Source organism: Nonomuraea monospora, assembly GCF_039531895.1.
GTDB lineage: Bacteria > Actinomycetota > Actinomycetes > Streptosporangiales > Streptosporangiaceae > Nonomuraea > Nonomuraea monospora.
On sequence record NZ_BAAAQX010000003.1, the window covers coordinates 244,695 to 271,078 of the forward strand.

Annotated in this window: 20 protein-coding genes; 14 read left to right on the forward strand and 6 right to left on the reverse strand. The window is 70.3% G+C overall.

Annotated elements, in window-relative coordinates; all coding sequences use genetic code 11:
- The first annotated feature begins 2 nt into the window (after positions 1 to 2).
- The 5 genes from atpA to ABD331_RS07640 all read left to right on the forward strand — a co-directional run bounded on the left by atpA (position 3) and on the right by ABD331_RS07640 (position 4,887).
- Positions 3 to 1,652, forward strand: coding sequence for a F0F1 ATP synthase subunit alpha (atpA, locus tag ABD331_RS07620; RefSeq protein ID WP_344471986.1), 1,650 nt, complete (start codon positions 3 to 5; stop codon positions 1,650 to 1,652).
- Positions 1,653 to 1,655: 3 nt separating this feature from the next.
- Positions 1,656 to 2,558 carry a F0F1 ATP synthase subunit gamma gene (locus tag ABD331_RS07625; protein ID WP_344471989.1) on the forward strand — a complete coding sequence of 301 codons (903 nt, stop codon included), beginning with the start codon at positions 1,656 to 1,658 and terminating at the stop codon, positions 2,556 to 2,558.
- Position 2,559: 1 nt separating this feature from the next.
- Positions 2,560 to 4,008, forward strand: a complete 1,449-nt coding sequence (atpD, locus tag ABD331_RS07630; protein ID WP_344471991.1) for a F0F1 ATP synthase subunit beta — start codon at positions 2,560 to 2,562, stop codon at positions 4,006 to 4,008.
- Positions 4,009 to 4,074: 66 nt separating this feature from the next.
- Complete coding sequence (locus tag ABD331_RS07635) at positions 4,075 to 4,476, forward strand: F0F1 ATP synthase subunit epsilon (protein ID WP_080042501.1); 402 nt, start codon at positions 4,075 to 4,077, stop codon at positions 4,474 to 4,476.
- A 45-nt stretch (positions 4,477 to 4,521) separates the two neighbouring features.
- Positions 4,522 to 4,887 carry a DUF2550 domain-containing protein gene (locus ABD331_RS07640; protein WP_344471997.1) on the forward strand — a complete coding sequence of 122 codons (366 nt, stop codon included), beginning with the start codon at positions 4,522 to 4,524 and terminating at the stop codon, positions 4,885 to 4,887.
- Positions 4,888 to 4,959: 72 nt separating this feature from the next.
- Here ABD331_RS07640 and ABD331_RS07645 read toward each other — a convergent pair whose 3' ends face one another.
- Positions 4,960 to 5,550: a cob(I)yrinic acid a,c-diamide adenosyltransferase gene (locus tag ABD331_RS07645; protein ID WP_344472000.1), complete on the reverse strand. Its 591-nt coding sequence runs from the start codon at positions 5,548 to 5,550 to the stop codon at positions 4,960 to 4,962.
- 128 nt (positions 5,551 to 5,678) lie between these two features.
- Between ABD331_RS07645 and ABD331_RS07650 the strand changes: the two genes are divergently transcribed.
- From ABD331_RS07650 to ABD331_RS07665, 4 genes are read left to right on the forward strand one after another with little or no spacing between them, the layout of a single operon-like run.
- A complete protein-coding gene (locus tag ABD331_RS07650) occupies positions 5,679 to 6,575 on the forward strand; it encodes an ABC transporter ATP-binding protein (RefSeq protein WP_344472003.1) in 897 nt (298 codons plus the stop codon).
- On the forward strand, positions 6,572 to 7,681 hold the full coding sequence (locus ABD331_RS07655; RefSeq protein ID WP_344472006.1) for an ABC transporter permease: 1,110 nt from the start codon (positions 6,572 to 6,574) through the stop codon (positions 7,679 to 7,681). The genes ABD331_RS07650 and ABD331_RS07655 overlap by 4 nt, the downstream gene beginning before the upstream one ends.
- A complete protein-coding gene (locus ABD331_RS07660) occupies positions 7,682 to 8,848 on the forward strand; it encodes a sensor histidine kinase (protein WP_344472009.1) in 1,167 nt (388 codons plus the stop codon).
- 40 nt (positions 8,849 to 8,888) lie between these two features.
- Positions 8,889 to 9,206, forward strand: coding sequence for an STAS domain-containing protein (locus ABD331_RS07665; RefSeq protein ID WP_344472012.1), 318 nt, complete (start codon positions 8,889 to 8,891; stop codon positions 9,204 to 9,206).
- A gap of 121 nt (positions 9,207 to 9,327) precedes the next feature.
- Here the strand turns inward: ABD331_RS07665 and ABD331_RS07670 are convergent, their stop codons facing one another.
- The 5 genes from ABD331_RS07670 to nucS form a co-directional block, all read right to left on the reverse strand.
- Positions 9,328 to 9,870 (reverse strand): TetR/AcrR family transcriptional regulator, encoded by a 543-nt coding sequence (locus ABD331_RS07670; RefSeq protein ID WP_344472015.1) that lies wholly within the window; start codon positions 9,868 to 9,870, stop codon positions 9,328 to 9,330.
- 144 nt (positions 9,871 to 10,014) lie between these two features.
- Positions 10,015 to 11,487, reverse strand: coding sequence for an aldehyde dehydrogenase family protein (locus ABD331_RS07675; protein WP_344472018.1), 1,473 nt, complete (start codon positions 11,485 to 11,487; stop codon positions 10,015 to 10,017).
- A 38-nt stretch (positions 11,488 to 11,525) separates the two neighbouring features.
- The gene (locus ABD331_RS07680; protein WP_344472021.1) at positions 11,526 to 12,074 is read right to left on the reverse strand and encodes a GNAT family N-acetyltransferase; all 549 of its coding nucleotides are present in this window, start codon (positions 12,072 to 12,074) and stop codon (positions 11,526 to 11,528) included.
- Positions 12,071 to 13,369, reverse strand: coding sequence for a carotenoid oxygenase family protein (locus ABD331_RS07685; protein ID WP_344472024.1), 1,299 nt, complete (start codon positions 13,367 to 13,369; stop codon positions 12,071 to 12,073). The genes ABD331_RS07680 and ABD331_RS07685 overlap by 4 nt, the downstream gene beginning before the upstream one ends.
- A 102-nt stretch (positions 13,370 to 13,471) precedes the next feature.
- On the reverse strand, positions 13,472 to 14,134 hold the full coding sequence (nucS, locus tag ABD331_RS07690; protein WP_344472027.1) for an endonuclease NucS: 663 nt from the start codon (positions 14,132 to 14,134) through the stop codon (positions 13,472 to 13,474).
- A gap of 36 nt (positions 14,135 to 14,170) precedes the next feature.
- On the opposite strand from nucS, the gene ABD331_RS07695 reads away from it, so the two are divergent.
- From ABD331_RS07695 to ABD331_RS07715, 5 genes are all read left to right on the forward strand, one after another.
- Positions 14,171 to 15,625 carry a 3-hydroxyacyl-CoA dehydrogenase family protein gene (locus ABD331_RS07695; protein WP_344472029.1) on the forward strand — a complete coding sequence of 485 codons (1,455 nt, stop codon included), beginning with the start codon at positions 14,171 to 14,173 and terminating at the stop codon, positions 15,623 to 15,625.
- Positions 15,622 to 15,912: an ATP/GTP-binding protein gene (locus ABD331_RS07700; RefSeq protein WP_344472031.1), complete on the forward strand. Its 291-nt coding sequence runs from the start codon at positions 15,622 to 15,624 to the stop codon at positions 15,910 to 15,912. Before ABD331_RS07695 ends, ABD331_RS07700 begins: the two co-directional genes overlap by 4 nt.
- A gap of 74 nt (positions 15,913 to 15,986) precedes the next feature.
- A complete protein-coding gene (locus ABD331_RS07705; RefSeq protein ID WP_344472033.1) occupies positions 15,987 to 16,691 on the forward strand; it encodes an alpha/beta hydrolase in 705 nt (234 codons plus the stop codon).
- Between the two features lie 220 nt (positions 16,692 to 16,911).
- Entirely contained in the window at positions 16,912 to 20,121 is a 3,210-nt protein-coding gene (locus ABD331_RS07710) for a LamG-like jellyroll fold domain-containing protein (protein WP_344472035.1), read from the forward strand.
- 34 nt (positions 20,122 to 20,155) lie between these two features.
- Positions 20,156 to 26,383 carry an RHS repeat domain-containing protein gene (locus tag ABD331_RS07715; protein WP_344472037.1) on the forward strand — a complete coding sequence of 2,076 codons (6,228 nt, stop codon included), beginning with the start codon at positions 20,156 to 20,158 and terminating at the stop codon, positions 26,381 to 26,383.
- The last annotated feature ends 1 nt before the right edge of the window (position 26,384 follow it).

Below are 26,384 nucleotides of genomic sequence, written 5' to 3' on the forward strand. Positions count from 1 at the left end.
AGATGGCGGAGCTTACGATCCGGCCGGACGAGATCCGGGACGCGCTTGAGCGCTTCGTCCAGGCGTACGAACCGGAAGGCGCCGCGCGCGAGGAGATCGGGACCGTCGTCGACGCCGGCGACGGCATCGCCCATGTCTCCGGCCTTCCCTCGGCGATGGCGAACGAGCTGCTCGAGTTCGAGAACGGTACGCGCGGCCTGGCACTGAACCTCGACACCCGCGAGATCGGTGTCGTCATCCTGGGCGAGTTCAGCGGCATCGAGGAGGGCCAGACGGTCCGCCGGACGGGCGAGGTCCTGTCCGTGCCCGTCGGCGACAACTTCCTCGGCCGCGTGGTCGACCCCCTGGGCAACCCGCTCGACGGCAAGGGCGCCATCGAGGCCGAGAGCGTGCGCGCCCTCGAGCTGCAGGCTCCCACGGTCGTCCAGCGCCAGCCCGTGAAGGAGTCGCTGGCCACGGGCATCAAGGCGATCGACGCCATGACGGCGATCGGCCGTGGCCAGCGCCAGCTCATCATCGGCGACCGCGGCACCGGCAAGACCGCGATCGCCGTCGACACCATCCTCAACCAGCGCGAGAACTGGGCCTCTGGTGACCCTGCCAAGCAGGTGCGCTGCGTCTACGTCGCGGTCGGCCAGAAAGGCTCGACCGTCGCGCAGGTGCGTGCCCGCCTGGAGGAGGCCGGCGCGATGGAGTACACCACCATCGTCGCCGCTCCCGCCTCCGAGGCCGCCGGTTTCAAGTACATCGCCCCGTACGCCGGCTCGGCGATCGGTCAGCACTGGATGTACCAGGGCAAGCACGTCCTGATCGTCTTCGACGACCTGACCAAGCAGGCGGACGCCTACCGCGCCGTCTCGCTGCTGCTGCGCCGTCCGCCGGGTCGTGAGGCGTTCCCCGGTGACGTCTTCTACCTCCACTCCCGGCTGCTGGAGCGCTGCGCCAAGCTCTCCGACGACCTGGGCGGCGGCTCGATGACGGGTCTGCCGGTCATCGAGACCAAGGGCAACGACGTCTCGGCGTTCATCCCGACCAACGTCATCTCCATCACCGACGGGCAGGTCTTCCTCGAGACCGACCTGTTCAACGCCGGTGTGCGCCCGGCCATCAACGTCGGTGTGTCGGTGTCCCGAGTCGGCGGCTCCGCTCAGGCCAAGGCCATGCGGAAGGTCGCGGGCACGCTGCGTCTGTCGCTGTCGCAGTACCGCGACCTCGAAGCGTTCGCGGCCTTCGCCTCCGACCTCGACGCCGCCTCCAAGGCCCAGCTCGAGCGCGGTCAGCGACTGGTCGAGCTGCTCAAGCAGGCCCAGTACAGCCCGTTCTCGCTGGAGCGCGAGGTCGCCTCCATCTGGGCGGGCACGACGGGCGAGCTCGACGAGGTGCCGATCGAGGACGTGCGCCGCTTCGAGGGCGAGTTCCTCGACTACATCCAGTCGTCGCACAAGGGCATCTTCGACACCATTCGGGAGACCCGCGAGCTGTCCGACGACACGGTGACCGCCCTCAAGGACGCCATCACGGAGTTCAAGAAGGGCTTCACCACCTCCTCGGGTGAGCTGCTGGTCAAGGACGAGCCGGTGGCGCCGCTGGGGGCCGACGAGGTCGGCCAGGAGAAGATCAAGAAGGTCGTGCGTCCGGCGGCGGAGAAGTAGGACATGGGTGCCCAGCTAAGGCTGCTGCGGCGGCGGATCAGCTCGGTCAAGTCGACCGCGAAGATCACGCGCGCCCAGGAGCTCATCGCCTCCTCACGGATCGTGAAGGCGCAGCAGCGGATGCAGGAGGCGCTGCCGTACGAGCGCGAGATCACTCGCGCCGTCACGGGCGTCGTCAGCAACGCCGCCAGCGTCGACCATCCGCTGACCGTGGCGAAGGAGAACCCCGCCAAGGCGGGCGTCCTCGTCGTCACCAGCGACAGCGGCTTCTGCGGTGGCTTCAACGCCAACGTGCTGCGCGAGGCCGAGGCCCTGCGCGGGCTGCTGGAGAGCCGCGGGCTGACCGTGGTGCCGTTCGTCACCGGGCGCAAGGGTGTCACCTGGCACACCTTCCGTAACCGGGAGATGGGCGGCAGCTGGGTCGGGTTCTCGCGGAAGCCGGCCTACGCCGACGCCAAGGAGATCGCGAACACGCTGATCGACTCGTTCAAGGACGAGAACGGGATCGACGAGATCCACATCGTCTCGACCGAGTTCGTCTCGATGCTCACGCAGAACGTCGTGGTCAAGCGGGTCCTGCCGCTGGAGGTCGAGGAGACCGAGGCGACGGACTCGACGGTGATCCCGCCGTACTTCGAGTTCGAGCCGACCGCCGGCGACGTGCTGGAGTCGCTGCTGCCGCGGTACGTGGAGTCGCGCATCTTCACCGCGCTGCTCCAGTCGGCGGCCTCCGAGGAGGCCGCGCGGCGGCGCGCGATGAAGTCCGCGACCGACAACGCCAACGAGCTGATGCGGGTGCTCACCCAGCAGATGAACCAGGCTCGCCAGGCCGAGATCACCCAGGAAATCAGCGAGATCGTCGGTGGCGCCAACGCGCTCGCTGACGCCGCAGCGGGGAAAGAGTGAAATGACTGCAGAGGCTGTTGAAACTGTAGAAGCCCCCGCGGCCGGCACTGGCCGCGTGGCACGTGTCACCGGCGCCGTCGTCGACGTGGAGTTCCCCGTCGAGGCGATGCCCGACATCTATAACGCGCTCAAGGTCGAGGTGACCCTCGGCGGCGAGACCAAGACCCTGACGCTCGAGGTCGCCCAGCACCTGGGTGACAACCTCGTCCGCGCCATCTCCATGCAGCCCACCGACGGCCTGGTCCGCGGCCAGGCGGTCGCCGACACCGGCGCGCCGATCTCGGTGCCCGTCGGCGACGTCGTCAAGGGTCACGTGTGGAACGCGCTCGGCGAGACGCTCGACGTCCCAACCTCCTCGCTGAAGATCGAGGAGCGGTGGGGCATCCACCGGCCGTCGCCGCCCTTCGACCAGCTCGAGTCCCGTACCGAGCTGCTCGTCACGGGTATCAAGGTCATCGACCTGCTCACCCCGTACGTGCAGGGTGGGAAGATCGGCCTGTTCGGCGGCGCCGGCGTGGGCAAGACGGTTCTCATCCAGGAGATGATCCGCCGAGTCGCCCGCAACTTCGGTGGTACGTCGTGCTTCGCCGGTGTGGGCGAGCGCACCCGTGAGGGCAACGACCTCTGGCTGGAGATGGAGGAGGCGGACGTCCTCAAGGACACCGCGCTCGTCTTCGGCCAGATGGACGAGCCGCCGGGCACCCGGCTGCGCGTGGCCCTGTCGGCCCTGACGATGGCGGAGTACTTCCGCGATGTGCAGAAGCAGGACGTGCTGCTGTTCATCGACAACATCTTCCGCTTCACGCAGGCCGGTTCCGAGGTCTCCACGCTGCTCGGCCGTATGCCGTCCGCCGTGGGTTACCAGCCCACGCTGGCCGACGAGATGGGCGTGCTCCAGGAGCGCATCACCTCGACGCGCGGTCACTCGATCACCTCCATGCAGGCGATCTACGTGCCCGCGGACGACATCACCGACCCGGCCCCGCACAACGCGTTCGCGCACCTCGACGCGCAGACCGTGCTCTCGCGGCCGATCTCGGAGAAGGGCATCTACCCCGCGGTGGACCCGCTCGACTCCTCCTCCCGCATCCTCGACCCGCAGATCGTGGGCGAGGAGCACTACCGGGTGGCCCAGGAGACCAAGCGGATCCTGCAGAAGTACCGCGAGCTCCAGGACATCATCGCGATCCTCGGTATCGACGAGCTGTCCGAAGAGGACAAGGTCACCGTCCAGCGGGCCCGCCGCATCGAGCGCTTCCTGTCGCACCCGATGTACGCGGCCGAGGCCTTCACCGGCCAGCCGGGCGAGACCGTGCCGCTCGACGAGACCATCGCCTCCTTCAAGGGCCTCTGCGCGGGTGAGTACGACCACCTGCCCGAGCAGGCGTTCTTCATGGTCGGTGGCATCGACCAGGCCATCGCCAAGGCCAAGGAACTCGAGCGCCGCTAATCGCCCCACGGTGGTGGTACGGCATGATCGTCGTACCACCACCTGATCGGAAAGGAACCTACACAAGTGGCGAAGCTACGCGTAGGGGTTGTCTCACCCGAGCGTGAGATCTGGTCGGGCGAGGCCGACATGGTGATTGCCAAGACCGTGGACGGCGAGATCGGTATTATGCCGCAACACGCACCTGTGCTCGGCGTCCTCGTCGAGGGCGGCGTGCTGCGCGTGAAGCGGGAGGGGGAGCCGGAGCTGGTGGCGGCGGTGCACGGGGGCTTCATCTCCGTCGCCGACGACGAGGTCTCCGTGCTCGCCGAGGTCGCCGAGCTCGGTTCCGAGGTCGACGTCGCGGCCGCTCGCGATGCTCTCGACCGGGCCCAGGCCTCGATCGAGGCCAACCAGGAAGACGCCGACGCGGCAATCGAGGCCAAGCGTGCCAGGGCCCGGCTGCGCGCGGCGGGCGAAGAGGTTTAATACATAGCAAGTGGGCTTCTGGGGGGCGGCATGGTAGCGACAGTTGTGATTCTCGTAGTGCTGCTGGCCGCCCTCATCGTGCTGCGCGGGGTGACGCTCGCCCGATCGCGCGGCAGTGTGCCCTGTCGCCTGCGGGTGGGGGACCGCGGGTGGCAGAGCGGGGTGGCCCGGTATGCCGACGGGGAGCTCCATTGGATCCCGCTGCTCGGCGTCCGACTCAGGCCGCGTCACGCGATTGCGAGACGCGGCCTTGTCGTTTCCGCCCGCCGGGAGATCGACGGGGGGCTGTTCGCGGTCGACTGCTCGGGCAGCACGCGGGGGGTGTCGCTGGCGATGAGCGCCGATGCGATGACGGGCTTCCTGGCGTGGCTGGAGTCGGCGCCGCCGAGCGCCTACCTGGACGTCGCGTAACCCGCCGTAGTCCTCAGCGACGTCGCGCGGCCTGCCGTAGTCCTCAGCGACGTCGCCCGGTCCGCCGAGTGCTCAGCGGGTGCCGCCGGGCTTCCAGAGGATCTCCTCGCCGGCGTGCGCCACGCGGCAGGCGACGAACAGCAGGTCAGAGAGCCGGTTGAGGTACTTCGCCGTCAGCGGGTTCATGTCGTCGTGCGCCTCCAAGGCGGCCCAGGCCGTCCGCTCGGCCCTGCGCACCGTGACGCGGGCCACGTGCAGGGCGGCCGTGGCGGGGTCGCCGCCCGGCAGGATGAAGCTGCGCAGCGGCTTGAGATCGGCGTTGAAGCGGTCGATCTGCTCCTCCAGCCGGTCGATGTAACCCTGCTCGACCCGCAGCGGCGGGAACTCCGGATTCTCGACGACGGGCGTGGCCAGGTCGGCGCCGACGTCGAACAGCTCGTTCTGGACGCGGAGCAGGCACTGGGCCAGGTCTTCGGGGAACGTGCCGTGCGACAGCGCCAGGCCGAGGTGGGCGTTGGCCTCCTCCACGTCGGCGTAGGCCGCCAGCCGGGTGTCGGTCTTCGGGGTGCGGCTCAGGTCGGACAGCGCTGTGGTGCCGTCGTCCCCGCCGCGGGTGTAGATATGTGAGAGAACGACAGGCTTGTCCTTATCGGCGCGCGTCATGGCTTCAGCGTAATGACAAATGTCATCCGGATCCTCCGCAGGATCCACATCGGGCCGGTGATTTCCACGACTACCTGCGCGAACCCCTACGAAGCCACCATTGACCCCATGATGAAGGAGATGACCTGATGCTCGAGATCAGCGAGCTGCGCAAGCGTTTCGCGGGCGGTCCCGACGCCCCCGGCGGCAAGGTCGCCCTCGACGGGATCAGCTTCGCCGTGCGGCCGGGTGAGATGTTCGGGTTCGTCGGCGCGAACGGCGCGGGCAAGACCACGACGATGCGCATCGTGATGGGCGTGCTTCAGGCGGACTCCGGCTCGGTGAGCTGGCAGGGCAGGCCGGTCGGCTCCGACGACCGGCGGCGGTTCGGGTACATGCCCGAGGAGCGCGGCCTGTACCAGAAGATGCGGGTCGCCGAGCAGATCGAGTACTTCGGCCGCCTGCACGGGCTGAGCGCGCCGGCCGCGAAGAAGGCGACCGACGACCTGCTGGAGCGGCTCGCGCTGACCGAGCGCAGGGGCGACGCGGTGCAGGCGCTCTCACTGGGCAACCAGCAGCGCGTGCAGCTCGCCGTGGCGCTGGTGCACGACCCGGAGGTGCTGATCCTCGACGAGCCGTTCTCCGGCCTCGACCCGATCGCGGTGGACGCGCTGGCCACGGCGCTGCAGGAGCGGTGCAGGGGCGGCGTGCCGGTGATCTTCTCCAGTCATCAGCTCGAACTGGTCGAGCGGCTGTGCGACTCCGTGGGCATCGTCTCCGCGGGCCGCATGGTGGCCTCCGGCACGGTGGCCGACTTGCGGGCCGCCGAGAGCGACACGCTGCGCGTGGTCGTGCGCGAGCCGGCCCCCGGCTGGGCCGACGGCCTGCCCGGCACCGTGACCGTGAACGGCGACAGGCAGGTCCTGCTCACGTCGGAGGGCGACGACCAGGAGATCCTGCGCCGCGCCATGAAGGCCGGCCACGTCGAGCACTTCGGCGTGCAGCAGCCGTCCCTCACCGAGATCTTCAAGGAGGCCGTGGCGTGAACGGGTTGATGCTGGTCGCCCGGCGCGAGATCAGCACGCAGATCAGGACCAGGGCGTTCGTGATCGGCCTGCTCATCACGGCCCTGCTGGTGGGGGCGGTCTCCTTCCTGCCCAAGATCATGGGCGGGGGCGACAGCTACACCATCGGCCTGGTCAACTCCCAGCAGCTCCCGCTGCACACCGCGGCCCCCTCCATCGAGTTCGAGTGGCGCAAGCTGCCCGACGAGGCGGCGGCCAAGAAGGCCGTGCTGGACGGCGACGTGGACGCGGCGCTGATCGACGACAAGCGGGTGCTCACCGACGGGCAGCTCGGCACCGAGCTGGAGGTGCTGCTGCAGAGCGTCAACCGCGAGTTCAAGCTGGGCGCCGCCGGTGTGGCGATCCCGCCGCTGGAGATGCAGTCGGTGGGCGCGGACACCCGCTACGAGGACGCCCGCAGGGGCCTGGCCACGGTGCTCGTCCTGCTGCTGTTCATGCTGCTCATGGGGCAGATCGTGATGGTCGCCATGGGCGTGGTCGAGGAGAAGGGCAGCCGGATCGTGGAGATCCTGCTCGCCGCGGTGCGGCCGTGGCAGCTCCTCGGCGGCAAGATCCTGGGGCTGGGCGTGCTCGGCCTGATCAACCTGGCCACGATCCTGGCGATCGGCCTGGCCGCCTCGTCGGTCTCCGGGCTGGCCGCTGACTTCCCGCCGGGCATGGTGGGGCTGGTGGCCGCGGTGCTGGTGTGGTTCGTGCTCGGGTACGCCTTCTTCGCCACGCTGTCGGCGGCGTTCGCCTCGCTGGTCTCCCGGCAGGAGGACGTGAACACCGTCCTGACGCCGCTCACCATGATGATCATGGCGACCTACTTCGTGTCGTTCTACGTCACCAACGAGCCGACGGGCACGCTGGCCACGGTGCTGTCGTACGTGCCGCCGTTCTCCGCCATGGTGATGCCGGTGCGGATGGCCGCGACCGAGGTCCCCCTGTGGGAGACAGGGCTGTCGATGGTGGCGATGGTGCTGGCGGTGGTGGTGGTGCTGAAGCTCGGCTCTACCGTGTACGAGCGGGCCGTGCTGCGGACGGGGGCCAGGCTGAAGTTCGGCGAAGTGCTGCGTTCCCGGTAGATGAACGAGTTCGAGCGGGCACGGCGCTACACCTGGCACGTCCTGATCTCGGGCATCGCCGCCACGTGGGTGGTCATCGCCATCAGCGTCGGCACCAGGCTCGAAGAGGGATTGCTGAACTGGTGGCGCATCGTGCCCGCGCTCATCGCCGCGGTCGCGTTCACCTGGCTGTGCCCGCGCGTCATCCGCGCGGTGCTGGACCGCCGTTACCCCACCAGGCTGGTGGTGGTGGCGGCGGTCCTCGCGTTGACGGCCGCGCTCCTGGGCGGGCCCGACCCGACCGGGTGGGGCTTCATCCTGGTGGCCTGGCTGTCCATCGCCACGCTGCACATCAGCCGGCGCGCCTCGCTGCTGGTGGCGGCGGGCACCTGGACGGTCGGCGTGGCGGCGGCGTCGGTGACCTGGCGGGACAACCTGTTCGTCATCGGGCTGGAGCTGTCGTCCGGGGAGGTGCTGTTTCTCAACGCGCTGGTGTACGGGGTCTTCTGCCTGGTGGTGCCGCCGTCCAACAGGCTGTGGGTGTGGATCTGGATGCTGGCGGAGGAGGCGCTGAAGGGCCGCGAGGCGCACACGAAGCTGGCGCTGGCCGAGGAGCGGCTGCGCTTCGCCAGGGACCTGCACGACCTGGTGGGGCACCAGCTCTCGGCCATCGCGGTCAAGACGGAGCTGGCCGTACGCCTGTCGGACGTGGACGGCGAGGCCGCCAAGGCCGAGATGGCCGAGGTGAACACGCTGACCAGGAAGGCGCTCAAGGAGCTGCGGCAGGCCGTGCGCGGCTACCGCGAGCTTGACTTGGCCGCTGAGGTGAATAGCGTGAAAGGTGTGCTCGAAGCGGCCGGGGTCCGCTGTGAGGTGCGCCTGCCCTACCGCGAGCTGCCGCCCGGCGTGGCGCCGGTGTTCGCCTACGCCGTGCGTGAGGCGGTGACGAACGTGCTCAAGCACAGCACCGCGACGTTCTGCGAGATCACCATCCGGTTCACCGAGCAGGAGGCGGAGCTGAGCGTCCGCAACGACGGCGCGGCCCGCAGGCAGGCGGTCGACCTGGGCAGCGGCCTGGCGGGCATGAGCGAGCGGCTGGGCGCCGTGGGCGGCCGTGTGACGGCCGCTCCGGCGGCCGACGGACACTTCCTGCTCACGGCGGTCGTGTCATTGCCGCTGACGGGGTAGGGGAGTAGTACGTGCGTACGTGCGTGACTGAGGAGGTGGCATGCGCGTCCGGGGCAATCCGGGTGCCCAGGTGGTGCGGATCGGCGCCCGGCTCGACGCCGGGACGTCCGCCGGAGTGCGCGAGCGCCTGCACCAGGCCCTCGACTCCGGCGAGGGCGACCTGATCCTGGATCTCGCCAAGCTGGAGATGATCGACGCCACCGGGCTCGGCGTGCTCGTGGGGGCGCACCGGCGCGCGCTGAGCGTCGAGCGCCGCCTCGTTCTTCGGGGGGTGCCACCGAGGATCATGCGGATACTCGCGGTGACCCGGCTGAATCGGGTGCTGCACGTGGAGGCTCCGGCGGCCGCGGTGGCCTGAGGTCGCATATCTGAGCGGGTGACGATCAGCCGTTACCCGCTCTTTTCATACTTAGACAAAATATAGATTCCGGCTGTCCGAGTCCGCTAAACGCCCGATGAATGACCGGTGCATAACGCGTTCAGCCGGTGCCGAGGCTGCGGTTGAAGATGTGGACGGCGACCGTCACGAGTTCGTCGATGTCCGGCTGCTCTTCGGAGAGCAGCCATTCGATGAGCAACTCTTGTAACGCCCCAATTACTCCGAGTGCCACCAGCCGCCGATTCATCCCGGTGCCCAGCGGGAAATCGGCGGAAGCCTCCTCGACCAGGCGGGCGAACGCGGCCACCGCGCGCTGACGTGACAGTGTCAGCACGTCCCCGGACCTGCGGACCTCCACGTGCATGATCCGGGCGCGCCGCCAGTCGGCCGTTGTGAATTCGATATAGGCGCGAATCCCGGCCTTGACTCTTCCGTCAAGCGTGTTCGGCGCCTCCTCTAACGCCTTGGCGACGACCGACAGGCTTTCCTCCACGCAGCGCTCGTGTAACGCCTGGAGGAGCTCCTCGCGCCCGCCGAAACATTCGTAGAAGGCGCGGTTGGAGATCCTGGCCTCCGAGCACAGCCTTTCGATGGTCGTCGCCGTGAAACCCGGCTTCGCGTATAGCGTGTACGCGGCCGTCATCAGCCGCTCTCGTCTGTCTGCCAGCCTTTGCTCAGCCGACATTCCCCGGTAAGACCGGTTCACATTCCACCCGTCCAACATGATCGTGGCCCCCAGAGCACACAATTATGGACGGATGATCCGTTAAGGGAAAGGGCAAGAAGATTATCTTTTACGTCGCCCATGCAAGAACGTGACGAGTCTGACCAGTCGCTCAAGCTCGGCGGGGCCCCGATTGAACGATGTCAGGTTCATCCCGGGCAGCGCGAACCGCTGCCTGGCGATGGCCTTCGAGCGGGCGAACTCGCGCAGCCCGTCGGCGCCGTGGATCCGGCCGAACCCGGAGTCGTCGATCCCGCCGAAGGGCAGCGAGGGCACCCCGGCGAACGAGATGACGGAGTTGATCGCGGTCATCCCGCTGCGCATGAGCCGCGCCAGCTCCGTCGCGCGGCGGGCGTTGCGGCTGAAAATCGTCCCGCCCAGCCCGTACGACGACGCGTTGGCCAGCGACAACGCCTCCTGGGCGTCGCGGGTGCGGCGCACGGTGATGGTGGGGCCGAACGTCTCCTCGCGCACGGCAGGGGAGTCTTCCGGCACGTCCTCGACGATCACCGGGTCCACGTACGGAGCCCGCACCGAGCCGGGCCCGCCGGTGATCACCTTGCCGGCCTTCGTGGCGTCGTCGATGTGCCGCTTGATGATCTCCACCTGACCGGGCATGGTGATCGGCCCGTACTGCTCGCCGGCCTTCACCTTCGACACCCGGCCGGACAGCTCGCGCATGAAACTTTCATAGACGGCGTCCACGACGTAGACCCGCTCGACGCCGACACAGGTCTGGCCGGCGTTGGCCATCGCGCCCCACAGGCAGGCGTCGGCGGCGGCGCCGAGGTCGGCGTCGTCGTCCACGATGAAAGCGTCCTTGCCGCCGCACTCGGCCACGATCGGCGTGAGGTTCTCTGCGCAGGCCGCCATGACCCGCTTGGCGGTGGCGGTGGAGCCGGTGAAGGCCACCTTCTTGACCCGGGGGTCGGCCGCCAGCGCCGCGCCGGTCTCGCCCAGCCCCGTCACGGTCTGGAGGACCGGGTGCTCGGGCACCGACTCCGCGAACAGCTCGGCCAGCCGCACGCCGACGCCGGGGGTCAGCTCGCTGGGCTTGAACACGATCGCGTTGCCGGCCGCCAGCGCGTACGCGATGGAGCCCATGGGGGTGAAGACGGGATAGTTCCACGGGCCGATGACGGCGACGACGCCGAGGGGCAGGTACTCGAGGGTGGCGGCCAGGTTGAGCCCGATCATGCCGGTGGCGACCCGGCGGCGGCCGAGCACCTTCTGGGCGTTGCGTGCGGCCCAGTCGAGGTGCGTGAGCGTGAGGACCAGCTCCAGCGTGGCGTCACCCACCGGCTTGCCGGTCTCCTGATGGACGAGCTCGGCCAGCTCCTTGAGGTGCTGGGCGAGCACCGCCTTGTAGTCCAGCAGCCGCCGCCTGCGCTCCGCGTGGCCGAGCGCGGCCCACCAGGCGGCGGCCTCCTGCGCCCGGCCGACCGCCTCGTGCACGGCGTCGGGGGTCTGCTTGGGGTGACTGCCGACGATCTCGCCGGTCGCCGGGTTGAGTGAGTCGAACGTCAGCGTCGTCATGGCGTCACCATAAACCGGTAAGGCGTCACTTACCAGAATCAGGGGGCAGGTCGCCACATGCCCCACACCGGTGGGCCGTCGGGCAGGGTGAAACGGCTGGTCACCTCGAAGCCGTGCCGCTGGTAGAAGGGGATGTTCGACTCCTTGCTGCTCTCCAGGTAGACGGGCCCGTCGCAGCGGGCCAGGCCCTCCCACATGAGGGCGCCGCCGACGCCCGTCCCCTGAACTTCGGGCACCGTGCCGATCTGGGCCAGGTACCAGTGCGGCTGCCGCGGCCTGTGACGGGCCATCGTCTCGTCGAGCGTCATCCCGTACGACACCCGGTCGCCCATCGCGGCGATCAGGTCAGGAACGGCGGCCTCGTCGTCGGGGCGGTGGCCGGGCGGGTCCCAGATGGCGGCGCCGGAGACGTCGCCCGCCACGTCGGTGATGGCGTGCACGTGCCTGGCGAGCGCGACGAACATGGCCGCGACGCCCTTCCCATCGGGCAGCAGCCATCCGATGACCGGATCGTCGTGGAAGGCTCTGGCCAGCGCGTCGCCGATCGCCTCCGCCTCGTGCTCCCAGTCGGCCGCTCTGATCGTCACTGCTCCTCCAGCCAGGATCCGTGGAAACCCGCGGGCACACGGCGCGGCAGCCGCACCGAAGCCACGTCGGACAGGTCGCGCGCGTCGAGCACCAGCAACCGCGAGGAGTCGCCCGCGGTGACCACGGACAGCAGCCAGCCCTCGTCCTCGCCGGCAGCCCCCGCGGCCGGCACGAACACCGCCTCGCCCGTGCTGCCGCCGGTCTGTCTGACCTGCGAGCCGCCGTCGCGCTGGTCGTACTTGACCACGGCGTCGTCGGCGACCGTGTAGAGGTAGCGGCTCTCCCGCCCGAGCAGGTCCTCGTTGAAGGTGGGGAACTCCACGCCGCGGTCGTCCAGCGGCTCCTCCTTCGCCACGCCCGTCGCCGGGTCGAGCGTCCAGCGGTGCAGCACGGCCGCGCCCGACGCGGCGGCGGGCACCGCCGGGTCCTGCTCGCCGCCGATCCTGCCCCACAGCGGCGCGAAGCGCTCGCGGGTGTAGCGGGCCGCGTTGAGGACGATGCGCCCGTGAGCGTCCTCCCAGGCGTTGCCGACGTGGAAGACGTAGCAGGGGTCCACCTCGAACCAGCGCGTCGGCCCGCCCGCCCTGGGGGTCACGCCGATCCTGGCGCCGTAGTCGTCCTCCCACGCGTACGGCATGCCGCCGCGCTCCAGGCGGAAGACCAGGGGCAGGTCGAGCCAGACGAGGTGGTGCTCGGTGACGGCGAAGTCGTGCGTCATCGTCGGGCCGGGCACCTCGATCTCCCTGCTCTCCACCAGCTCGCCGGCCGCCGAGAGCCGGTGGTAGGTGAGGTAGGGCGGGAAGAAGCCGTAGCCGAAGAAGTGCAGCTCGCCGGTGAGCGGGTCCTGCTTGGGGTGGGCGGTCATCGCGGTGGTGAGCCGGCCGCCGAAGTCCACCGGGCCGACGGTGTCCAGCTCGGGCGTCACCTCGTACGGAAAGCCGCTCTCGACCAGGGCCAGGATGCGGCCCGAGTGCCGGATGACGTGCGTGTTGGCGGTGACCGCCGCCAGGTCGACGCCCGTCTCGCCGACGAACGGGGCGTCCTCGGTGAACGCCTTCGTGCGCACCCACCGGTTCCTGTACCACTCGGCGCGGCCGTCGCGCAGGCGCACGCCGTGCAGCATCCCGTGGCCGGCGAACCAGTGGCCGGGGTCCTCGCCGGGGCGGGGGTTGGGGCCGTTGCGGAAGTAGCGGCCGGTCAGCTCCTCCGGCAGCTCGCCGGTGACGGGCAGGTCGTGGGCGTCGATCTCGTCGGGGACTGGCGCGAGATCGCCGCTGAGGTAGTCGGGCGTCATCGATCCTCCAATGTTGATAGGTCGAAGGTAAAACGTCCATCATCGACCTGTCAACATTGGAATATCCGAGCATGGGAAAGCCGTCCCCGGCGAAGGGGACGGCTAGAAGAGGGTCGGGTTCTCCGGCTCGATGCCGCGCAGGGCGTCGTAGTCGAGCGTCACGCAGTCGATGCCGCGGTCGGTGGCCAGCACCCTGGCCTGCGGCTTGATCTCCTGGGCGGCGAAGACGCCGCGCACCGGCGACAGCAGCGGATCGCGGTTGAGCAGCTCCAGGTAGCGGGTGAGCTGCTCGACGCCGTCGATCTCACCGCGCCGCTTGATCTCCACCGCCACCGTCGCCCCCGTGGAGTCCCTGCACAGGATGTCCACGGGCCCGATCGCCGTCATGTACTCGCGCCGGATCAGCGAGTAGCCGTCGCCCAGCGTCGTGATGTGCTCGGCGAGCAGCTCCTGCAGGTGCGCCTCGACGCCGTCCTTGATCAGGCCCGGGTCGACGCCCAGCTCGTGACTGGAGTCGTGGAGGATCTCCGCCATGGTCAGGACCAGCTTCTCGCCGGTCTTGCCGTGGGTGACCGTCCAGGTCTCGCCGTCCTCCTTGAGCTTGCACGGCGGATTCATCCAGTTGAGCGGCTTGAAGGCGCGGTCGTCGGCGTGAATGCTCACGCTGCCGTCCGCCTTGATGAGCAAGAGCCTCGGCGCCATCGGCAGGTGAGCCGTGAGCCGTCCGATGTAATCCACGCTGCATCGCGCGATGACCAGCCGCATGACCGTCCACCTTAGTGCCTCTGGAAAACTGGACGCATGGCGTTCGAACGGGTGGGTGTGGTCGGTCTCGGCACGATGGGTGCCGGGATCGCGGAGGTGTTCGCGCGGGCGGGGCTGCGCGTGATCGGGGTCGAGGCCGACGCCGAGGCGCTGGCCAGGGGGCGCGGCCATCTGGAGAGGTCCACCGGCCGCGCCGTCGACAAGGGCAGGCTGACCGCTGGGGAGCGGGCGGAGATCCTCGGCCGCGTGACGCTGACCACGGCCAGGGAGGATCTGCGGGACGCCGACCTGGTCGTCGAGGCCATCCCCGAGATCCTCGACTACAAGGTCTCGCTGTTCCGCGACCTCGACCGCGTCTGCAAGCCCGAGACGGTGCTGGCCACCAACACCTCCTCCCTGTCCGTCACCGCCGTCGCCGCCGCCACCGGGCGTCCCGGGCGGGTGGTCGGCATGCACTTCTTCAACCCCGCGCCGGTCATGCGGCTGGTCGAGGTCGTGAGCACGGTGGTGAGCGAGCCCGCCGTGGTCAGCGACGTCACCGAGCTGGCCGGCCGCCTGGGTAAGACCGCGGTGAGCGTGGGCGACCGCGCCGGGTTCGTGGTCAACCGCCTGCTGCTGCCCTACCTCAACCACGCCGCCGTGCTCATGGAGCAGGGCGTGGCCGGGCGCGACGACATCGACCTGGCGATGAAGCAGGGCGTGGGGCTGCCGATGGGGCCGTTCACGCTGCTCGACCTGATCGGGCTCGACACCGCGTACGAGGTGATGGGGGTGCTCTTCGACGAGACCCGCGACCGCAGGCACGCGCCGGCGCCGCTGCTGCGCGAGCTGGTCACCGCCGGCCTGCTGGGGCGCAAGTCGGGGCGCGGGTTCTACGGTGAGGAGCAGGCGCGCTCCTGCGCGCCAGGGCGGTCCGGGGTGATCTCGTTCGACATCGTGGGGGAGGACGCGGAGGAGCTGGCGCGACGGCTGGCGGCGGCCGGGTTCAAGCGGGTGGGCGAGGGCGCCGACGTCGTGCTGCGGCTGGCCGACCGGCCGGTGGTCGAGCACGCCGTACGGCTGCCCGACCCCGCCACGATGGTCGGCGTGCACCTCGTCGGCGACCAGGTGGCCGAGCTCGCGGCCACCGTGCTGACCTCCGGCGACGCGGCCAGAGCGGCCACCGACCTGATGAAGGTGGCCGGGCTGACGCCGGTGGCGTGCAAGGACAGGGCCGGGTTCGTGGTGGACGCGCTGCTGCTGCCTTATCTGAACGACGCCGTGCGCATGTACGACTCGGGCTACGCCTCGATCGGCGACATCGACGCGGCCATGCGGCTGGGCTGCGGCTATCCGGCCGGCCCTTTCGAGACGCTGGAGTCACTGGGCCTGGCCCGGGTACGCGACGGCCTGCGCGCGCTGTACGCCGAGTACCGCGAGCCCGCCTTCGCCCCCGCCCCCCTGCTCGATCAGCTCGTCACCGCCGGCGCGAGCGAGTTCCCGCGCCGATGAGCCCCCGTCGCGCCCGCCGCAGGGAGTCCTCCCGCCCCTTCGGCTTCCCGACCGGCCTGGACAAGGTGGAGGAGTGGCCCGACGGGGAGTGGAAGGTGCGCATGCTCACCGGCTCCTCCTCGACCAAGAACTACCGGTGCCCCGGCTGCGACCAGGAGATCCGCAGCGGTCAGCCGCACGTCGTGGCCTGGCCCAACTGGCCGGGCGGCGACGAGGAGCGCCGCCACTGGCACCAGACCTGCTGGCGCAAGAGACTCGACCGCGGCCCCGGCCGTACCCGCTACTGAAGACCCGCGGCCCCGGCCGTACCCGCTGCTGAAGACCGCGGCCCCGCCGCACCCCGCCTATGGAAGGGACCCCTGTGGAGATTCGCGCGGCGACCGAGCTGCCCGCCCGGCGCGAGCCGATCGAGCTGCACACGGCCGACGGCCTCACCCTGGTCGGCGAGCTGGCCCAGCCCCTCGACCGGCCGCCCGTGGCGACGCTGGTCACCCTGCACCCGCTGCCCACCCACGGCGGTTTCATGGACAGCCACGTCTACAAGAAGGCCGCCAACCGGCTGCCCGCGCTGGCCGACCTGGCGGTGCTGCGCTTCAACACCCGCGGCACCTCCTCGGACCGAGGCACCTCGCAGGGCGCCTTCGACGGCGGCGAGGGCGAGCGGTACGACGTGGCGGCGGCCCTGGAGTACGCCGAGTACCACGACCTGCCGCACGTGTGGGTGGTCGGCTGGTCGTTCGGCACCGAGCTGGCCTTGAAGTGGGCGCACGACCCGCTGGTGGAGGGCGCGATCCTGCTGTCGCCGCCGCTGCACAGGGCCACCGACGCCGACCTCGACGCCTGGGCGCGGTTCGGCCGGCCACTGACGGCGCTGGTGCCGGAGTTCGACGACTACCTGCGGCCGGAGGAGGCCCGCGCCCGGTTCGCCAGGGTGCCGCAGGCCGAGGTGATCGGCGTGGACGGGGCCAAGCACCTGTGGGTGGGGGAGCCGTACGTCCGCACAGTGCTGGACGAGATCGTCAAGCGGGTCAATCCGGCCGCCTGGCCGCTCCCCACGGAGGTCTGACGGAAAGCTCCGCAGATAGTGCGGTCATGAAGAAATCTTTGAGCAGAATGACCAGAACTATGGACCGCGTGTACGACCCGGAGTGAGAATCCGATCGTCAACAGAAGATCGTGGAGACGCCGGGCGGCCTCCGTCCCGGGCGTAACCCCTGCTCGGCATGGGCGAGGTTCGTATGCGGGTTGTGCATGGTCTGGTCGCGGCGGCGTTATCTATCACGGCATTGACGGTCCCCCAACCGGTGGCCGCCCAGGACGAACCAGAACGGCCCCCGGCCTCGCAGCCTGCGCAGGAGCGCGCCGCGGTCGCCGCGGCCCGCGACGCGGGCAGGCCGGTCGAGATCGAGTCGATGCGCAGCGAGACGCGCACCGTCTACGCCAAGCCCGACGGCACGCTGTCCATGGAGCTGAACGTCCGGCCCATCCGGGTGCGCAAGGAGGGCCGCTGGGTCCCCGTGGACACCACGCTGCGCCTGCGTCCCGACGGCGCGGTGGAGCCGGTGGCCGCCGCGGTCGGGCTGACGTTCTCCGGCGGCGGCGACGCCTCGCTCGCCCGTCTGTCGCGCGGCGGCAAGTCGATGGAGCTGGGCTGGACGGGCACGCTGCCCAAGCCCACGCTGAGCGGCGACACCGCCACCTACGCCGAGGTCATGCCGGGCGTGGACCTCCAGGTCACCGCCGACGTGGACGGCTTCTCGCACCTGCTGGTGGTCAAGTCGCGGGCCGCCGCCGAGGGGCTGGCGGAGCTGACGTACCCGCTGTCGGCCGACGGGCTGAAGCTGGCGGCCGACAAGGCGGGCAACCTGGAGGCCACCGACGGGAACGAGGGCACGCTGTTCGTCGCGCCCACCCCGAAGATGTGGGACTCCGAGGGCATCACCAGCCAGAAGGCGCTCAAGGAGGGCCGCTCGCCCGAGGCCCGCGAGGCCACCATGGGCGTCGAGCTGAAGGGCAGGAACCTGCGGCTCAAGCCCGACAGGAAGATGCTGACGGCCGCGGACACCAAGTTCCCCGTCTACCTGGACCCGTACTTCTCGGCCGCGCGCAACGCCTGGACCGCCGTGTGGAGCAACTGGCCGAACTCCAACTACCTCAACTCCAGCGACGTCGCCAGGGTGGGGCACGTCGAGTCGCAGAAGAACCGCTCGTTCTTCCAGATGAACACCGGCTCCACCATCCACGGCAAGCAGATCATCAAGGCGACGCTGCGCACGTACGAGACGTGGTCGTACTCGTGCAGCGCCCGCAAGGTCGAGGCGTGGGCCACCAACTCCATCAGCAAGGCCACCACCTGGAACAAGCAGCCCGCCTGGGTGACGCTGCTGGACACCAAGAACATCGCCAAGGGCTGGGGCGCGAGCTGTCTGCCCGGCGGCGTGGAGTTCGACGTGACGCCGCAGGTCGTCAACGCCGCGGCCAAGGCCTGGCCGAACGTCACCATCGGCCTGCGGGCCACCAGCGAGACCGACGTCTACGCGTGGAAGAAGTTCAAGAACAACCCGAGCCTGGTCATCGAGTACAACTCGATCCCGGCCGACCCGCTGGCGGCCGACGTGTGGTCGGACCCGGGCGGCCCGTGCGTCTCCGGTGACGGCCGGCCGGTCATCAGCACGTCCGTGCCCAAGCTGTGGGCCAAGCTGAAGGACACCGACAACTCGGTCAGGGGCCGCTTCGAGTGGTACAACGCCGCGGGCGTGAAGTCCGGCGAGTACCTCAGCCCGCTCGGCTCCACCGGCACCGCGTTCTCCGCCACGATCCCGGCCACCCTGTACGCCGACGGCGCGCTGATCCGCTGGCGGGTGCGGGCCGAGGACGGCAAGGCCAACAGCGCCTGGAGCCCCTGGTGCGAGGCCACCGTGGACGCCACCGCGCCCGGCAGGGAGCCGCTGGTCTCCTCGCCGCAGTACACCGAGGACTCCTGGAACGACGGCGTCGGCCTGCCCGGCACGTTCACCTTCGGCTCGAACGGCGTCGCCGACGTGGCCACCTACGTCTACGGCCTGGACACCACGCCCAAGACGGAGGTCGCCGCAGGCCAGGACGGCTCGGCCACGATCGCGCTGACCCCGCGCCACGACGGCCCGAACGTGCTGGCGGTGCGCAGCAAGGACCGCGCGGGCCAGCTCGGCCCGATCCGCACCTACGTCTTCAACGTCAACGCGGGCAGGGGCCCCAGCGGCCACTGGATGCTGGACGAGGGCCAGGGCACGAGGGCCGCCGACGCCACGGGCGCGCACCCGGCCACGCTCAGCGGAGCGACCTGGACCACCGGCAAGACCGGCGGCGCGCTCAAGCTGGCCAACTCCTACGCGCAGACCTCGGCTCCCGTCATCGACACCAGCCGCAACTTCACCGTCAGCGCCTGGGCCCGGCTGACCGGCAACGCCGCCTCCGCCACCGCCGTCACCCAGGAAGGCGGCAGGACGGGCGCGTTCGCCCTGCAGTACGTCAAGGCCAATGACCGCTGGGCGCTCACCCTGGCAGGCTCCGACGCCGACGGCGCGGCCACCGTGCGCGCGCTGTCGGCCGCCGCGCCCCGGCTGAACGAGTGGACCCACCTGACCGGCGTCTACGACTCGGCGGCCGGCCAGATCTCCCTCTACGTGAACGGCAAGCTGGAGGGCACGGCCGCCGTCACCGCACCATGGAACGCCACGGGCCCCCTGACGATCGGCCGAGGGAAGGTCGGCGGGGCGGCTTCGGAGTACTGGCCCGGAGACGTCGACGAGGTGCGCGCCTACGGCCGCGCCATGTTCGCCGACGAGATCGCCGATCTGGTCAACAGCGCTGCCACGCTGGTGGGCCACTGGACGCTGGACGAGGAGTCCGGCGTGTCGGCGGCCGACTCCTCGGGCCGGGCGACCGCCGCGACGCTGTCCGGAGCCGCCTCGTGGACGTCGGGCTGGCTGGACGGGGCGCTCGCGCTCGACGGCGTGGACGGCTACGCCCAGACGAGCGCCCCGGCCGTCAACACCAGGACCGGCTTCACCGTCACCGCCTGGACGCAGCTCGACTACCTGCCCACCCGCGACACGGCGGCCGTGGCGCAGCCTGGCGGGCGGGCCGCCGGGTTCCAGCTCGGCTTCGACAAGGAGCAGGGCAGGTGGTCACTGGGCATGGCCGCCGCCGACACCGACACAGCCGCCCTCGTCAGAACCCGTTCCGACGCCATCCCCAACCCTCTCGAATGGACGCACGTCGCCGGCGTGTACGACCCCCTCGCCGGTGAGCTCCGCATCTACGTCAACGGCCGCCTGTCCACCACCACCGTCACCAGTCACCTGAGCAACTGGAACGCCACCGGCCCGCTGCAACTGGGCCGGACCAAGGCCGCGGGCGTCTTCACCGGCCACTGGCCGGGGACCGTCGATGACGTCCGCACGTACGACGGCGTACTCAGCGCCGAGCAGATCGCCCAGCTAGCCGCCCAGTAAGTCCCGTTTCCGCCCCCCGCACTGGGAGAGGTACATGGACCCGCAGGATGAGTTAGACCTGCCCGAATCCCGCTGGAATCGTTTTCAGGAAACCGACGAACCCCACCTTCCCGACACGTCCTGGAACAACTACCGGGACGAGGCCAAGCCCGAGTCCCCCTGGCCGCGCAGGCTGGCGGCCTCCCTCGCGATCGCCGTCACCGTGCCGCTGGTCTACGCGATGCCCGCGCAGGCCGCGCCACGGGAGGCCCCGTCCGTGCAGCGCGAGGCGCCGGTCACGGGCACCAGTGTGCCGGTGACGCCGCCGCTCGCCGATCCCGTACAGAAACAGGCGTGGAAGGCGCCACCAGGCGTCACCTGGCCCAAACCACAGAAGGCGGAGCTGAGCAAGAGCGCCAAGTCGGTCGCCGGGTTCCCCGTGCAGGTGGCCGCCGACAACAGCGCCGACCTGAGCGCCGACCCGGTGAGCGTGGAGCTGCTCGAGACCGACCGGCTCGGCCTGGCGATGCGGGTCTCGCCGGGGCAGGGCGTGGCGGTGGCGGCCAAGGCCGCCAAGAAGACCCCGCTGAAGATCGACTACTCCGGCTTCCGCTACGCCTACGGCGGCGACTACGGCGCCCGCCTCGGCATGGTCAAGCTGCAGGAATGCGCGCTGAAGTCGGCCACGGCGACCGCGAGCTGCCCGCAGCCCGAGCCCGTCAAGAGCACCAACGACCCCAAGACGGGCACGCTGAGCGCCGACGTCGAGGCCGGAGCCGTGTACGCGCTGGCCGCCGCCCCGTCCGGCCAGTCCGGCGACCACTCGGCCACCTCGCTGTCCCCGTCGGCTGACTGGAGCGTCGGCACCCAGTCCGGCGACTTCTCCTGGGGCTACGAGCTGCGCGTGCCGCCCGCGCTGGGCGGCGACGAGCCGGAGGTGGCGCTCTCCTACTCCTCGCAGAGCGTGGACGGCCGCACCGCCTCCACCAACAACCAGGCGTCCTGGGCCGGTGAGGGCTTCGAGCTGAGCCCCGGCGGCTACATCGAGCGCCGCTACAAGTCCTGCATGATCGACGGCAAGAAGACCGGCGACCTGTGCTGGGACCAGGAGAACGCGGCCCTGACGCTGGGCAGCACCACCGTCGAGCTGATCAAGGACGCCACGTCCAAGCAGTGGCGGCCCAAGCGCGACGACGGCACCCGCGTCGAGGCCCTCACGGGCGCGACCAACGGCGACAACAACGGCGAGTACTGGCGGGTCACCACGCCCGACGGCGTCCAGTACACCTTCGGCCTGAACCGCCTGGCCGGCTGGGCGACGGGCAAGGCCGAGACCAAGTCGGTCCAGACGGTGCCGGTGTTCGGCAACAACAGCGGCGAGCCCTGCTACAACAGCACCCCGGCCAACGCCTGGTGCCAGCAGGCCTACCGGTGGAACCTGGACTACGCCGTCGACACCCACGGCAACGCCACCACCTACTGGTACACGCAGGAGAAGAACTACTACGGCCGTAACGGCAAGCCCGAGCTGGGCACCGTCTACGACCGCGCCGCGTACCTGACCCGCATCGACTACGGCTACCTCAAGGGCGAGCTGTTCACCAAGACGCCGGCGACGCGCGTGCTGTTCGAGGTGGCCGAGCGCTGCCTGCCGAGCGGCACGATCACCTGCGCGCCCGCGGAGCTGAAGAAGGAGACCGCCAGCAGCTGGCCGGACGTCCCCTTCGACCAGATCTGCGACTCGGGCGTGAAGTGCACCGACCGCACGACGCCGACGTTCTTCACCCGCAAGCGGCTGACCAAGGTCACCACCCAGGTGCTCAACGCGGCCGGGCAGTACTACGCGGTGGACTCGTGGGCGCTGAAGCACCAGTTCCCCGCCCCGGGCGACGGCCTCAGCCCCGCGCTGTGGCTGGCCTCGATCCAGCAGAGCGGGCACGTGGGCGGCACGCTGACGCTCCCGCCGATCACCTTCATCGGGATCCAGCTCCCCAACCGGGTGGACGCGAACGAGGGCCGGGCCCCGCTGGTCAAGTGGCGCGTGCAGGCGATCAACAACGAGTCCGGCGGTGAGCTGCGGATCAACTACGCGCCCGCCGAGTGCCAGGCCGGCGCGCTGCCGGCCGCCGACAAGAACACCAAGCGGTGCTTCCCGCAGCGCTGGGCGCCCCCGAACGAGGGCGAGGTGACCGACTGGTTCCACAAGTACGTCGTCGCGCAGACCGTCGAGGTGGACCGCGTCGCGGCCTCGCCGAGCGTCGTCACCAGCTACGAGTACCTGGACGGCGCGGGCTGGCGCTACGCCGAGAACATCCTGGTCAAGCCCGAGCACCGCACGTGGTCGGACTTCCGCGGGTTCGGCCGGGTCAAGGTCCGCGAGGGCGACGGGCAGGACACCAAGCGCACGCTGACGGAGTTCCGCTACTTCCGCGGCATGCACGGTGACAAGCAGGCCGACGGCACCAAGCGCAGCGTGCAGGTGGAGGACACCGAGGGCGGCAAGCTCGACGACCTCGACCAGTACGCCGGGCTGGAGCGGGAGGAGATCCTCTACGACGGCGACGGCGGGCCGATCTCGACCGCCACCGCCGAGGAGCCGTGGTCGGCCAAGACGGCCGAGTCCACGCAGGGCGGCGTCACCAAGGCCGCCCACATGGTGCAGGCCAAGTCCATGGTCACCCGCACCGCGATGCCGGGGGACAAGTGGCGGCGTACCGGCGAGGAGCGCTCGTACGACGCCAAGGGCCTGCTCCTCCAGGTGGACGAGAAGGGCGACCTGGCCACCGCGGACGACGACGTGTGCACCCGCTACACCTACGCCCGCAACGACACGTCCTGGATGATCGACTACCCGAGCAGGGTCCAGCAGGTCGCCGCGGGCTGCGGCACCGGGGTCTCCACCCTCGCCGCCGGCGAGGTGCTCTCCGACGAGAAGATCGCCTACGACAACCAGGCGCACGGCCAGCCCCCGACCAAGGGCGACGTGACCGCGGTGCAGGAGCTCGTCTCCGCCGACGGCCAGACGATCACCGGCAGCGCCCACACCTACGACGTCTACGGCCGGGAGACCAGCGAGACCGACCCGGTCGGCACCAAGTCCGTCACCGCCTACAGCCCGGCCACGGGCGGCCCGGCGACGGAGACCACCGAGACCAACCCGCTCGGCCACGTCGAGCGCACGCAGGTCGAGCCGGCCTGGGGCGAGCCCGTCTCCGAGGTCGACGCCAACAACCGCCGCGTCGACATGGAGTACGACCCGCTCGGCCGCCTGACCAAGGTCTGGCAGGCCGACCGCAGCAAGGCCGCGGGGCAGTCGCCCAGCACCGAGTACGTCTACACGGTGCGCAACAACGGCCCCAGCATCGTCACCACCAAGACGCTGGGCGCGGACGGCGCGTACACCGTCAGCCACGAGCTGTACGACGGCATGATGCGCAAGCGCCAGACCCAGGAGCCCGCGCCCACCGACGACCAGGCGAGCGATCCCGCGCTGCGTGACGGGCGCACGATCACCGACACCTTCTACAACTCCCAGGGCGAGGAGTACAAGACCAACACCGGCTACTTCGCCACGGGCACCCCGTCCACCGACCTGCTGGCGGTGACCGACGCCGCCGTCCCGAACCAGGTGGTGTCGCTGTTCGACGGCACCGGCGACGCCAACGCCGAGGTGCTCAAGGTCAAGGGCGTGGAGAAGTACCGCGTGACCGCCAAGGAGGAGGGTGACCGGCTGCACGTCACCCCGCCGCCGGGCGGCACGGCCACGACCCGCATCGGTGACGCCGAGGACCGGCTGATCGAGCTGCGCCAGTACAAGGGCGCGACCCCGACCGGCGAGTACGAGGCCACCAAATACACCTACGACCCGGCCGGACGCCTGGCCACGGTGACCGACCCGGCGGGCAACGTCTGGCGCTACACCTACGACCTGCGCGGCAGGGAGATCAGGACGGAGGACCCGGACAAGGGCGTCACGACCACCACGTACAACGACGCCGACGAGATCGTCACCACCACCGACTCCCGCGGCAAGACCCTGTGGTACGGCTACGACGACCTGGGCCGCCAGACGCAACTGCGCGAGGGCTCGTCCAGCGGCGCCCTGCTGGCCGAGTGGAAGTACGACGCGCTGGCCAAGGGCGAGCTGCACGCGAGCATCCGGTACGTCGGCGGCCAGGCCTACAAGGCCGAGATCAACGCCATCGACGCCGACTACCGCACCCTGCGGCAGACCATCACCATCCCCGAGCGGGAGGGCAAGCTGGCAGGCTCCTACCAGCTCAACACCCGCTACACGCTCGACGACCAGGTCCAGTCGGTCAGCTTCCCCGCGGCCGGCGGGCTGGCGGAGGAGTCGGTCGTCTACAGCTACGACGCGCTCAGCCAGCCGACCAAGGTCACCGGCCTGTCGGCGTACGTGAGCGCGGCCCGCTACTCGAAGATGGGTGAGACGCTCCAGTACGAGCTGGGCGAGGGCAGCAAGAAGACCTGGCTGACCTACACCCACGACGAGGGCACCCGCAGGCTGACCAGCATGCGGCTGGACAGGTCGGGCGCGGCGGCCAGCGACCTGGACCTGAGCTACAGCTACGACGCGGCCGGCAACATCACCAAGATCGCCGACAAGGCCGTGCAGGACACGCAGTGCTTCAAGTACGACCATCTGCGCCGGCTGACCTCGGCGTGGACGGCCACCGACGACTGCGCCGCGGGCACCCCCACGGCCACGACCATCGGCGGCGTGGCGCCGTACGCGTTCAGCTACGCCTACGACCTCACCGGCAACCGGACCAAGGAGACCAAGCACGGCTGGGGCGGCCTGGCCGACACCGTCCGCACCTCCACGTACCCCGCGGCGGGCGGCAAGCAGCCGCACGCGCTGCAGAGCGTCGGATCGGACCTGTTCCAGTACGACGCGGCGGGCAACACCACCCGGCGCAAGGTCGGCAACTCCGACCAGAGCCTGGTGTGGGACGCCGAGGGCAACCTGGAGTCGGTGACCGAGGCCGGCAAGACGACCTCGTTCATCTACGACGCGGACGGCGACCGCCTGCTCCGCAAGACCGCCACGGACGCCACCCTCTACATCGACGACATGGAGCTGCGCCTCGACTACGCCAAGAACGTCGTCGAGCAGACCAGGTACTACACCTTCGGCGGTGAGGCCATCGCGGTGCGCATGCCGGACAACCAGGTCTACTTCATGGCCAACGACCACCAGGGCACCGCGCAGGCCATGGTGAACGCCGGCACCGGCGACATCGCCGTCCGCAGGCAGACCCCGTTCGGCGAGGACCGGGGCACGGCGCCACCGTGGTGGCCGGGACAGCGCGGGTTCGTCGGTGGCACCAACGACGCCACCACCGGGCTCGTCCACCTCGGCGCCCGTGAGTACGACCCGAGGAACGGCCGCTTCATCTCGGTGGACCCGATCATCGACGAGAGCGACCCGCAGCAGCTCAACGCCTACGCCTACGCCAACAACAGCCCGATCACGATGACCGACCCCGACGGCCAGTGGGTGTGGTTCGCGGTGGCCATCGGCATCAGGATCGCGGCGCGCATCGCGGCGAGGCGGGCGGCGCAGGCCGCGGCCAGGCGGGCGGCGCTCGCCCTGGCCAGGCGCAGGGCCGCCGAGGCCGCCAGGAGGCGTGCCCTGGAGGCAGCCAGGAGGAGAGCCGCCGAGGCGGCCAGGAAGCGGGCCGCGGAGGCGGCCAGGAAGCGAGCGGCGGAAGCGGCGAGGAAGAGAGCGGCGGAGGCGGCCAGGAAGCGGGCCGCGATGCAGGCCAGGAAGAAGGCCGCACTGGCCAGGCAGCGGGCGGCAGCCGCGGCCGCCAGGCGCAGGGCGGCGGCGGCACAGCGCAGGGCCGCGGCGGCCAGGCGCCGGGCCGAGGCCGCGCGCAGGGCGGTGACCAGGCGGGCCAGCAGGCCCAAGGCCGCCGTCAGGCACCGGCCGGCGGTACGTCCGAGCAGCCGCAGGGCGACACAGCGGCAGGCGCCGCCCAAGGCGCAGCGGACGTCGACGAATACCGGGCAGTCGCAGTCACGCGGGCTGAGCGAGGCTCAGAAGCGGTCGATCGACGAGCAGCTCGGCAGGGTGAATCCCACCGGGGCCTCCACGCGGACCAGCAGGACCCAGACGGAGGGCATCGCCGACCAGGGCACGGGTCACGGTCCGGCTTCCAAGCCGTGGACGTCGGACTACCCGGCCGCCGGGTCCAAGGGCAAGACGATCCTCTGGCGGCTCTGGCAGCTCTTCAGGCCGATCGACAAGGCGACCTGAT